Origin of the sequence: Daejeonella sp. (assembly GCF_044342615.1) — a bacterium.
Classification (GTDB): domain Bacteria; phylum Bacteroidota; class Bacteroidia; order Sphingobacteriales; family Sphingobacteriaceae; genus Daejeonella.
Map to the genome: position 1 here is coordinate 1 of NZ_JBIIPN010000019.1, position 12040 is coordinate 12040.

The following is a 12040-nucleotide window of genomic DNA, read 5'->3' on the forward strand; positions in this document are numbered from 1 at the left end:
CAATGAAATTATTCACTGGATTTGTGTTCCAGCTATAGTTTTTAGTTTATTCGGACTAATTTGGGCGATTCCATTTCCACATATAGAAATCCTTGGAAAGTATAATGGTTATGTAAATTGGGCATCGTTTTTAATTGCTTTTTCCATTTACTACTACTATAAGTTATCTCCTGTTTTGTCTTATTTTATGCTTTTATTAATCATGTTTTTCTCGGCGGGAATCGTTACTCTTGAGAAAATGCATAATACAGCAGGATGGCCTCAAATGTGGGAAGTATGCCTAGGGATTTTCGTTTTAGCATGGATTGGTCAATTTATTGGGCATAAAATTGAAGGAAAAAAACCATCCTTCTTTGATGATCTCAAATTTTTATTAATAGGTCCAATTTGGCTTTTACATTTTGTTTTGAAAAAAGCAAAAATTAAATACTGAGTATAAGAGATAAATTCAGGGCAAACATCATAAATAGATCATAGTTAACATTTATTTAACATAGTTTACACTATGTTAACATTTTGGTAATTTACCAATAACACTAATTCAACTCTTAGTTAACATTGTGCCGATACTTTTGTAGAAATTAAAATTTCGACAATTGAAACACAACAGTTTAATCAGAAAAATCGCTTTATACCTATTGTTAATTTTAGGTACACAAGCCTCCTATGCCCAATTAAATGGTAAAATTTCAGGAAAAGTAACCGACTCCAAAACTGGGGAGACTTTAATCGGACTTACCGTAAAAATTACTGGCGCAAATTTAGGTGCCTCAACAGATGTTGAAGGTAGGTTTAATCTCGGGAATCTTACTCCAGGAAAATACAGTTTAACATTTTCTTACTTAGGTTACCAAACCAAGAATGTCACTGATATTGAGGTTCTTTCTGGAAAAACTACTAATGTGGATGTAATAATGGAAGAAGCTTCTTCTCTTGCTCTTCAAGAAGTTGTAATTACAGCCACTGTAAGACAAGAAAGTATCAGTGCTTTGTACGCACAGCAGAAAAATAATATTAGTATTTCTAGTGGTATCACCTCCGAGTTAATCAGAAGAACACCAGACCGCAATACATCCGAAGTGCTAAAGCGCGTTAGTGGTGCAAGTATTCAAGATAATAAATTCGTAATTATTCGTGGTTTAGCCGATAGATATAATTCATCTATTTTGAATAATGCAGTGCTTCCTTCGTCAGAACCTGATCGTAAGGCATTTTCATTTGATATCATTCCAGCCAATTTAATTGATCGTATTGTTGTTAATAAGACAGCTTCTGCTGATCTTCCAGGTGATTTTGCTGGAGGAGTTATTCAAGTTATTACACGTGATGTACCTGAAGAAAACTTCTTAAATATTTCTGTTAGCACCGGTTATAATAGTCAGTCTACTTTTAAAGATTTTACTTCAAACGCAAGAAATAAATATGATTTTTTAGGTTTCGATGATGGAAGTCGCAGTTTGCCAACAGGCTTTCCCGCTTCATTCCAAGCATATAATCCTCTATCCACAGCAGAAAAAGCCAAATTCTCTTCTCAACTTAAAAACGCTTATGGCGAAGTTGTTTCACCTGCTATTCCTTCTCAAAATCACCAAATTACCTGGGGAAACAGAACTGATTTAAAAAAAGGGGGCTCTTTTGGAAGTATTTTATCTGTTTCATACAGAAACTCACAAAACATGGCAATAGCAGAAAGAAAAGATTATGAATTTTCTGGGACACCATTTTATGAGTATGACGAGGATATTTTTAAATTCAGCACAAATTTGGGCTTACTGGCAAATTTTGCCCTGGTTAAAGGTTCAAACAAGTTTGCATTTAAAACTATGTATAATCAGGGTTTTGAAGATAATTATACCTCTCGAACAGGTTTTACAACGGATAATATTCAAGATGTACGTCTAAATGTGTCTGATTTAACTCAAAAAAGTTTATTGAACTCACAATTAGAAGGTGAGCATCAAATCGGTAAAAAACAATTAAAATTAAACTGGAACCTTAACTATTCTCGTGTTGAGCGTGATCAACCAGATCAAAGATCGATGGATTATCGTCGTTCATTGGGTTCAACTGAACCGTTTAGATTAATTGACAGGAATACAAGAAGACTTTTCTCTGATTTGCAAGAAAATACATTTGGTGGTCAGACATCACTTTCAATACCTTTAAATCTTTTTGATCAACAGGCTACTTTAAAGCTTGGTGTTTTAAAGCAGGTTAAAGAACGTGCCTTCAATGCTCGAATTTTCAACTACCTTTTCGTAGGTCCTTCTGTTTTTGAGGAATCATTAAGTAGCTTACCCAAAGACCAAATTTTTGCACCTCAAAACATCGGTGTAAACGGTTATGTATTGACTGATTTTACAAATAATACGGATAACTATAATGCGAATTCTGATTTAAATGCAGGATTCTTAATGATGGATAATAAGCTTGGTGAAAAAGTAAGACTTTCATATGGTGCTAGAATTGAGGCTTTTGCACAAACATTAAATGCAATTGACTTCTCAGGACAGGCTGTTGCCGCCAAACAAGATAATCTTGATATTCTTCCTTCATTAAACCTTACTTATAAATTAAATGAGAAGTCAAATGTACGTTTATCGGGATCACAAACTGTATCAAGACCAGAATTTAGAGAGCTTGCGTTATTCAATTACTATGACTTTATCAGTCAGACTTCTGTAACAGGTAACCCAGCACTTAAACGTGCAAAAATTGTAAATGCAGATTTACGTTATGAGGTTTATCCTTCTGCTGGTGAAACTTTTACTGTTTCTGCATTCTATAAAAACTTTAATGACCCAATTGAACAACGTGTAAATTCAAATTCTACTCCCGTTGTTAGAGGTATAAATTTTTTAAATGCAAATTCTGCAAGATCTATTGGATTTGAGTTGGATATTCGTAAAAAGCTTGACTTCTTAGGAAATGGAGCTTGGTTGTCCAATATGACAGCATTTGCTAATGCTTCCTATATTAAATCTAAAGTGTTAGGCGAAGGTATTGATAGACCTTTGCAAGGACAATCACCTTATCTAATTAATGCTGGTTTCCAGTATTTCTCACCTAAGACTGAACTTACATTTACATCAGTTTATAACCGTGTTGGTCAACGTATTTTCCTTGTTGGATACCAAGGATATGGAGATATTTATGAAAACGCTCGTGATGTGATAGATTTCCAAATCAGTAAAAGAGTTTTGAAATCTCGCGCAGAACTTAAACTTAACGTTGGGGACATATTAAATCAGTCTACTGTATTCTATCAGAATAATGAAGGTAATTCAAAAATGGCTTATGAAGGTGCAGGCTTAGATCGCTTAATCAACTCTTCAAGACTAGGAACTAACGTTTCACTATCCTTTTCATATAATATTGGACTGAACAGAAAAAATTAAAATAAGTATCACATTTAATTTTGACTTAAACTTAAGTTAACATACACCATCTACTTTTATAAAAAATAAAAACAAATTATGAAATCATTCAAATTACAAACATTATTTATGGCTGTGTTAGTCTTACTTGCTTCTTGTAAGAAAGATTCTACTGAAACAACACCAAATGATGGTAGACAAGTTATTAACTTACAAAATGGTGGTATTATCACTGGTGTTTACAAAAACACTATTTTAAACGTACCAGAAGGTAGTTTTACTCTTAAAGGATATGTTTACTTTGAGGATGGCAGTGAAATCAATATCGCTGCTGGCGCAACAATAAAAAGCGATGTTGCTGATAAGGGTGCTTTAATCATTGAAAGAGGTGCTAAAATCAATGCAGTTGGAACATCAACAAAGCCTGTTGTCTTTACTTCTGGTAAAGCAGTTGGTCAGCGTTTGCCTGGAGATTGGGGTGGAATTGTTATCCTTGGTAAAGCTAAAACTAACCGATCAACTGAACCAACTATTGAAGGTGGTGTAGGTAAAAATTTTGGTGGAACAGTTGATACTGATAATTCTGGTACATTAAAATATGTACGTATTGAATTTGCTGGTATCGCTGCTCAACCTAATTCAGAAATTAATGGTCTTACTTTAGGTGGCGTTGGTTCTGGAACAACTATCGAATACGTGCAAGTTGCTTATGGTAATGATGATGCTTTCGAAATCTTTGGTGGTACTGTAAATGCTAAATATTTAGTTGCTTATGCTACTGCAGATGATGACTTTGACTTTGACTTCGGTTACAAAGGCAGAATTCAATATGGTGTTGCATTAAGAGATCCTTCTTTCATTGACGCTGGTGATGCTGGTAATGGAATTGAGTGTGATAACGATGCAACAGGTACAACTGCTACGCCAACTACTCGTCCAGTTTTATCTAACTTTACTTTTGTTGGACCGAATGTTGATAACACAACATCTAAAAATCATAACTTCGCTAATAGATTCAGAAGAGGAACTAATTTTGTTCTAAATAATTCTGTATTAATTGGCTGGATGAAAGGTGGACTTTCACTTGAGTCTGATGCAACTTATGATTCTTTCGTTGCCTCAACTGGTACTTCAGAATTCAAAAACAATTTATTACATGCTAATGCTACTACTTATAGATTTGGTAGTGTAATTACAGGAATTAATGTAGATGCTATTAAAGCAAAAGCTGAAGCTTCTTCTACTACTTTAGTTGCTGCAGTAGATGCTAAACTAACAGATCCATTCAATTTATCTACTCCTAATATGTTGCCTGCTACAGGTTCTCCTGCATTATCAGGTGCTGCATTTGCGGGTGATTTAACAAATAGCTTTTTCTCTGCTACTACTTTCCGTGGTGCATTTGGAACAACTAATTGGATGGCAGGTTGGACTAACTTTAACTTCACTAAGGGTGCTAGTGGTTATTAATAATTAATTATTTGTATTGCCTTTATAAAAATACCCGCTCAGGCGGGTATTTTTTGTTTAATCGTTTTCTGCCGTTTCTTCTTTGAAATGCGGTTTTTTATTCGTATATTATTAGTGATGTTAAAATATAACTGTTGAATAATAGCTAATTCCTTTACTATTTCATATTTATTTTACCGCTTAAGATCTATTAATCTATAAGATTCCCGCCCAACTTCGTCTTTAATTCTTTAGGCATTGAGCCTAAATCTAAAACCATAAATCCATCCAAACAATCCGAAAATTTAGGATCAATATTAAAACTTACAATCTTCGCATTTAAAGAAAGGTACTTTCTTAATAAAACCGGAAATCTCATATTACTTCTTTCGATATCCGAAATCAAAGTATCTAAATCTTGTATCGTTTCGCCAGCCTCATGAAGTAAATCTTTGTCTATTTTGGAAAAATCTGATCTGAATTTCTTCCTAGGCCTAACATAATTGGCTAATTCATAATCATAATTGTTCTTAAGGATAAAATCTACAATTAATGACTTTGAAAGCTTAGAAAAGCTATTACTAATACTTACTGGTCCGATAAGGTATTTATAATTCGAGTTTTTAGAAACAAATTGAAGTACCCCTCTCCATAATAAGAAAAGTGGAAGTGGCTTTTGCTGGTATTCCTTTCGTATCCATGATCGTCCCAATTCAAGACTTTGGTTTAAAATGGGGTAAAACTCTCTCTTTATTTTAAATAGCTCACTGATATAAAAACCTTTTTTACCACTGCTGAAAAAAAGTTCATCTCCCTTGCCAATTCTATAAGCACCTACAAGTAGTTTTGATTCCTTATCCCAAATAAATAGATGAGAATAATTTATATCATATTTATCAAGGTCATAGGCTTTATTTGTCCCTTCACCAATCTCTCTAAAAGTTTTTTCTCTTAGTCGGCCAATTTCTTTTATTAAATTAGGTATTCCAGATGCAGAACAGATATAAACTTCATAATTGCCTTCAGTACATATTTTTTGTTCTTCAAGTTTAGAAATTTCTTTCTCTAATACTTCTACAGGTAATTCTTTGATAATTATTTCCGGATTACTCTTAATCTTAAATAGGCTCTTTGGTGAAAAAATATTTTTTTCATCTTCTAGTCCCGACCCTAAAGCATAGGTTTTTGCTCTTACAAAATCTAAAAGTTTTGCGGAATTGTTGTTGAATGGCAATTTTGATGGGTTGATCGTTCTTCCTATCCTTATCTTTATGGTCTGACCCTGCTTATTAAATAGCTCAGATGGCAATTTTGCGGTCCTAAGTGTAGGATGCAACATGGCTAATAAATTAAATAACAGTCCGTTATTGCCATGAAAATAAATAGGCACAACTGGCACCTTTACCTTTTCTATTAACTTCCCAACTACTGGGTTCCAAGGTTTATCCGTGACTTTTTGGATTTTAGTTTTATATGTTGAAACCTCTCCGGCTGGGAATATTCCAATTGGAACACCCGATTTTAGTAGCTGAATAGTGGTTTTTATTCCACTAATGCTAGAGCTATTTTCTATATTCTCAAATGGATTTACAGCAATTAATGATTCGGATAGGTTGGGGATTTTTTTAAGTAAGAAATTGGCCATGAGCTTTGAGTCGGGTCTGACTAAACTCATAATCTTCAAAAGTATTAATCCCTCAATGCCACCATAAGGATGATTGGCGACTACAATAAAACCCCCTTCCTTGGGGATGTGCTTCAATTCAGTCTCATCAAATTCAATTGAAACCCCTATAATATTTAAGATTTTATCTATGAATGTCATTCCCTGAAGATGTTCTGCTTTCTCAAAAACATCATTCACTTCATTAATCTTCATTATCTCCATCAACAATGAAGCTAAGCCTGGCATGTAAAATTTATTTAGTTTGGTTGCCTCCGCAAATTCTTTTTTACTGATGATCTTCATTTCTATTCTTAAAATTGAATTTAATAACGCGAAATTAAATATTTTATGATTATCTTCATGTCAACTGTTTCTCTTTAGATACCCCCAATGCCAGAAAATTAAAATTCTGGTATTCCAAAGGACAGCTATTTTTCAAATTTTAATTTTAAAAATATGCAGGGTATTGTAACTTCTATAAAATCATTTTTAAGTTTTTCTAAGAAGGAGTTAAATGGTATTTTTCTTCTCGTTACTTTGATAATCATAGTCTTAGCTGGTCCCTGGTTTTTTAAAAAGCTCTCCAAATCTTCTAAATATAATTTTGAAAACTTTAAAAGAGAAGCCGAATCTTTTAAAAATGCTTCTCAATTAAACTTAGTAAATGATGTAAAAATAAATATTTCCAAAGTTCAGTATTTCAAATTTGATCCTAATAGTATTTCAGATAGTGAATGGGCACAGCTGGGACTTTCCGACAAACAAATTAATGTGCTACGCAATTATGTAAACAAAGGCGGTAAATTTTTTAAAAAAGAAGATTTGAAGCGGATTTATTCTATCCCTGAATCCCAATATCAATTGCTAGAGCCTTATATTCATATTACTGAAATTAAATCCGAGCGTAAATCCGCCACGAAAATCACCTTTTCGAAGGCTGCTCAGTCTAACTTAAAATCCCAATTTTCAGTAATTGAGATTAACTCTGCAGATTCTGTCACACTTTTAAAGATTCGTGGTATAGGTCCATCCTTTGCTTCTCGAATTATTCGCTTTCGAAATAGATTGGGGGGCTTTTATAAGTTGGAGCAATTGCAAGAAGTGTATGGTATAGATTCTCTGAAATTCTCTCAAATTAAAGATCAGATAAGAGTTGATTCAGATTTAATTCAAAAAATCAATGTTAATACTGCCACTTTCGAACAATTTAAAAAGCAGCCATATTTATCTTATAAACAGATTAATGCACTTATTCAATATCGCCGTCAACATGGTAATTTTAAAACGATTGATGATTTAAAGAAAATTATGGTTCTCAATGAAGAAATTATCCGTAAAATTGAACCATACTTTTCATTTTAAATTATGATTAATAAAAAGCTTGATTCTGCCATCCGGGATATTGCCGATTTTCCAAAACCAGGAATTGTTTTTAAGGATATAACTCCCATTTTAAAAGATGCTAAATTATGTTCAGAAGTGATTGAGGAATTTGTGAAACAATTGGAAGGTATCAAAATAGATGTGGTGGCTGGAATTGAAAGTAGAGGCTTTTTATTCGGATTAATGTTAGCTAATAGATTACAAATCCCTTTTGTTCCTATCCGCAAAAAAGGGAAATTGCCTTTTACAACCATTGAAGAGCCCTGCGAATTAGAATACGGCTCAGCCATCTTAGAACTCCATGAAGACGCGATTAGTCCGGGACAAAGGGTTTTAGTTCACGACGATCTTCTTGCTACTGGAGGGACTGTTAGTGCCGCTACACGCCTTGTTCAGAAATTAGACGGTGAAGTTGCCGCTTATGCCTTTGTAATTAGCCTTGATTTTCTAAATGCAAAGGAAAAACTCAAATTAGTGTCAAATAATATTATTTCTCTCGTTTCTTATTAGTTGTATTTGCTAGTAAATTCCCGATAGAAATAATCTATTGCAATGAATTGAACCAGAAACCGATTCGTTCTATTTTTAGCTATCGTTTTTATCATAAAAATCTGGCTTTCTAATTGTTATACTTGCAAAAAAACCAATTATTTATGCAAGCAAATATTAGTCAAGATTTTAATGGGATGAATTTCAACCAAACCGAAAATCAGTTGATGATTATCGATATGGTACGTGATTTTACAGAGAAGCATATCCGTCCCCATGTGATGGAATGGGATGAAGCTCAAACATTTCCTGTTGAAACATTCAAAAAATTGGGAGAATTAGGACTGATGGGCGTCCTAGTCCCTGAAGAATACGGTGGTTCCGGATTAGGCTATTTTGAGTATGTAAATGTAATTTCGGAAATTTCCAAAGTATGTGGATCAATCGGATTATCAGTTGCAGCACATAATTCATTATGCACCGGTCATATCATGGCTTTCGGAAATGAAGAGCAAAAACTAAAGTGGTTGCCTAAATTGGCTAGTGCGGAATGGATAGGGGCATGGGGACTAACCGAGGCCAATACTGGATCTGATGCAATGGGAATGAATACAACAGCAGTTTTAGATGATGATTTTTACGTAGTTAACGGTTCTAAAAATTGGATTACACATGGGAAATCGGGAAATGTTGCCGTGGTGATGGTCAGAACAGGAGAGAAGGGTGATTCAAAAGGTATTTCTGCTTTGGTAATCGAAAAAGGTACTCCAGGTTTTACACATGGTAAAAAAGAGAATAAACTTGGCATGCGAGCTTCCGAAACTACCGAATTGATATTTGATAACTGTCGAGTTCCTAAAGAAAATTTATTAGGAAATGTAGGCGAGGGTTTCAAACAAGCGATGTATATATTAGATGGTGGTCGAATTTCTATCGCAGCTTTATCCTTAGGGATGGCAAAAGGGGCTTTAACGGCTGCTATTAATTATTCAAAAGAGCGTTATCAATTTGGTCAGCCAATATCTAGTTTCCAAGGAATATCTTTTAAACTTGCTGATATGGCCACCGAGATTGAAGCGGCGGAGCTTCTGATTATGCAGGCTGCTGATTTAAAAAATAGAGGCAAAAATGTAACCAAGCAGTCGGCTATGGCTAAATATTATGCTTCAGAGGTTTGTGTTAGGACGGCTACAGAGGCTGTGCAGATTTTTGGTGGTTATGGTTATACCAAAGATTTTCCGGTAGAAAAATTTTATAGAGATTCAAAATTATGTACTATAGGTGAGGGGACTTCCGAGATTCAAAAATTAGTTATTTCAAGAGAAATATTGAGATAGTTTGATTGAATTATTGTTTTGTTCGCTAAACCTATGATTTTAAGCGTTTTTTATTTTATTAAATTTTAATTAATCAATTTTATTCGTACTTTTGCACTTCGAAACCGAAAGGGGGTATCTTTAAATTATGATTATTATTAATGTAAAAGACGGCGAATCATTGGATAAAGCACTTAAGCGCTTTAAAAAGAAGTTCGAAAAAACCGGTGTATTAAGAGAACTTCGTAGCCGCCAAGCATACGAGAAGAAATCAATCACCCGTCGCACGCAAGTTAAAAAAGCTATTTACAAGCAGGGATTAAACATCGAAACAGTTTAATTTCTCTTTAGCATATAAATTCGGAAACTATTTGTATATTCAAACATTGGATATGCAAATAGTTTTTGATGTTTATTGAGCGATTTATACGGTACTTGCAATTCGAAAAACGGTTTTCTCCAAATACCGTAATTGCCTATAAAAAAGATCTTTATCAATTTTCTGAGTTTATAAATTCAATTGAACCCGACTTACTTTCTATTACTCATCAACAGGTTCGAACATGGATTGTTAGCTTGATGGATAATGGTATTGAACCGAAATCTATTAATCGTAAAATATCTAGCTTAAGATCTTTTTATAAATTTCTACAACGTGAGGGACTAATAAATAGCAGTCCGATGCTACACGTTAAAGCCCCTAAAATTCCCAAAAGATTGCCTGTTGTTATAACCGAGCAAAAAATGGATTCTTTATTAGATGCTGATAATGTGTTTAGTGATGATTTCGAAGGTGTTCGTAATCGTTTAATATTGGAGCTTTTATACGGGACAGGAATGCGTTTGTCTGAATTAGTGAGCTTATCTAATGAAGATGTTAATATCTATGAAAACCAAATAAAGGTATTAGGGAAAAGAAATAAGGAAAGAATTATTCCCATAAGCAAGATTTTAGCCAATTTAATAACAGATTATCAAGTTTTAAAAAACAATCAAGATTTTACTATTAAATCTTCAAGTTTGATTGTTACCAATGATGGAAAGGCGGTATATCCGAAATTCATTTATCGTGTTGTTCATTCAGTTTTATCATTTATTTCTACGCAGGATAAGAAAAGTCCGCATATATTAAGACATAGTTTTGCCACAACTTTATTAAATAGGGGAGCAGATTTAAATGCTATAAAAGAGTTACTAGGTCATTCAAGTCTGGCGGCAACTCAAGTTTATACCCACAATTCGGTTGAAAAATTAAAGTCAATTTATAAGCAAGCACATCCAAAAGCTTAAGAGACAGAACTTTAGAAATATTACAATTTTAATACTAAAAAGCGCTTTTTATTCATTAAATTGTGTTAATCTTAAATTAAAAAGGAGGCAAAATGAAAATCAGAGTACAATCGATCCATTTTACAGCTGACGTTAAGTTGTTGGATTTTATTCAGAAGAAGGCAGATAAGCTAGATCAGTTTTTCGATCAGATTATTAGTGGCGATGTTTATTTGAGGTTAGAGAAGACGGAGGATGAGGCCAATAAGATTGCTGAGATAAAATTAGCTATTCCTGGAAATGATCTTTTTGCGAAAGAGCAATGTAAAACTTTTGAGGAAGCAACGGATAAGGCGGTAGAATCTTTAAGGCGACAATTAGAGAAACATAAAGAAAAAGTTCGTTCTCATGTCAATAATTTAAAGGCATTGAGTCTGTCGGATGAAAATCTTTAATTTTTTTTATTCATAAATACCTAATAATTAGGCACTTTTTCGGCAGTTTTAAAGACTGCCGATTTTTTTTTGTAAAAAATTTTGTCCTACTGCAAATTTTCGTAGATTTGCATTCCGTTTCAGAGAGGCTTATCATTAAATGATAAAAATTTTTGTTACGATTGGTTCTTTTATATTATAAAGAATAGGTTTAATAACATTAGGCCTCCTTAGCTCAGCTGGTAGAGCAACTGACTTGTAATCAGTAGGTCATTGGTTCGATTCCGATAGGAGGCTCTATAATGTTGGGGGGGTTCCAGAGCGGTCAAATGGGACGGACTGTAAATCCGTTACTTCGGTTTCGAAGGTTCGAATCCTTCCCCCCCCACACCTAATTTGCTTATTAGCAATTAGCTGGTATGTTAATTAATAAGCGGAAGTAGCTCAGTTGGTAGAGCGATAGCCTTCCAAGCTATAGGTCGCGAGTTCGAACCTCGTCTTCCGCTCATTTTTGGATGCTATTTGAGACATTTATCAATGAGCATAAAAAAAATTGAGCTAATTAAAAAGCCGACGTAGCTCAGCGGTAGAGCACTTCCTTGGTAAGGAAGAGGTCATGGGTTCAAGTCCCATCGTTGGCTCAGCATTGTATTTAAA

At 33.9% G+C, this 12040-nt stretch carries 10 protein-coding genes and 4 tRNA genes; 13 read left to right on the forward strand and 1 reads right to left on the reverse strand.

Annotated elements, in window-relative coordinates; all coding sequences use genetic code 11:
• The 3 genes from ACIQ0D_RS03015 to ACIQ0D_RS03025 form a co-directional block, all read left to right on the forward strand.
• Positions 1-433, forward strand: a 433-nt coding sequence (locus tag ACIQ0D_RS03015; RefSeq protein WP_395802984.1) for a DUF962 domain-containing protein, incomplete at its 5' end; no start/stop codon positions are given.
• A 163-nt stretch (positions 434-596) separates the two neighbouring features.
• The gene (locus ACIQ0D_RS03020; protein ID WP_395802986.1) at positions 597-3398 is read left to right on the forward strand and encodes an outer membrane beta-barrel protein; all 2802 of its coding nucleotides are present in this window, start codon (positions 597-599) and stop codon (positions 3396-3398) included.
• Between the two features lie 78 nt (positions 3399-3476).
• Entirely contained in the window at positions 3477-4847 is a 1371-nt protein-coding gene (locus ACIQ0D_RS03025; protein WP_395802988.1) for a hypothetical protein, read from the forward strand.
• Positions 4848-5037: 190 nt separating this feature from the next.
• Here the strand turns inward: ACIQ0D_RS03025 and ACIQ0D_RS03030 are convergent, their stop codons facing one another.
• Complete coding sequence (locus ACIQ0D_RS03030) at positions 5038-6795, reverse strand: lysophospholipid acyltransferase family protein (RefSeq protein WP_395802989.1); 1758 nt, start codon at positions 6793-6795, stop codon at positions 5038-5040.
• Positions 6796-6948: 153 nt separating this feature from the next.
• Between ACIQ0D_RS03030 and ACIQ0D_RS03035 the strand changes: the two genes are divergently transcribed.
• The 10 genes from ACIQ0D_RS03035 (at position 6949) to ACIQ0D_RS03080 (ending at position 12024) form a co-directional block, all read left to right on the forward strand.
• Positions 6949-7854 carry a helix-hairpin-helix domain-containing protein gene (locus ACIQ0D_RS03035; protein ID WP_395802991.1) on the forward strand — a complete coding sequence of 302 codons (906 nt, stop codon included), beginning with the start codon at positions 6949-6951 and terminating at the stop codon, positions 7852-7854.
• A gap of 3 nt (positions 7855-7857) precedes the next feature.
• Positions 7858-8385 carry an adenine phosphoribosyltransferase gene (locus ACIQ0D_RS03040; protein ID WP_395802993.1) on the forward strand — a complete coding sequence of 176 codons (528 nt, stop codon included), beginning with the start codon at positions 7858-7860 and terminating at the stop codon, positions 8383-8385.
• Between the two features lie 176 nt (positions 8386-8561).
• Positions 8562-9701: an acyl-CoA dehydrogenase gene (locus ACIQ0D_RS03045; protein ID WP_395803015.1), complete on the forward strand. Its 1140-nt coding sequence runs from the start codon at positions 8562-8564 to the stop codon at positions 9699-9701.
• 127 nt (positions 9702-9828) lie between these two features.
• A complete protein-coding gene (gene rpsU, locus ACIQ0D_RS03050) occupies positions 9829-10020 on the forward strand; it encodes a 30S ribosomal protein S21 (protein WP_090700886.1) in 192 nt (63 codons plus the stop codon).
• Positions 10021-10115: 95 nt separating this feature from the next.
• Positions 10116-10970, forward strand: coding sequence for a tyrosine-type recombinase/integrase (locus tag ACIQ0D_RS03055; protein WP_395802995.1), 855 nt, complete (start codon positions 10116-10118; stop codon positions 10968-10970).
• A gap of 92 nt (positions 10971-11062) precedes the next feature.
• Positions 11063-11404, forward strand: coding sequence for a ribosome hibernation-promoting factor, HPF/YfiA family (hpf, locus tag ACIQ0D_RS03060; RefSeq protein ID WP_395802997.1), 342 nt, complete (start codon positions 11063-11065; stop codon positions 11402-11404).
• A 203-nt stretch (positions 11405-11607) separates the two neighbouring features.
• Positions 11608-11680 (forward strand) — tRNA-Thr (locus ACIQ0D_RS03065).
• A 10-nt stretch (positions 11681-11690) separates the two neighbouring features.
• Positions 11691-11771: transfer RNA gene (locus ACIQ0D_RS03070), tRNA-Tyr, on the forward strand.
• A 45-nt stretch (positions 11772-11816) separates the two neighbouring features.
• Positions 11817-11889 (forward strand) — tRNA-Gly (locus ACIQ0D_RS03075).
• 63 nt (positions 11890-11952) lie between these two features.
• Positions 11953-12024 (forward strand) — tRNA-Thr (locus tag ACIQ0D_RS03080).
• Positions 12025-12040: the final 16 nt, after the last annotated feature.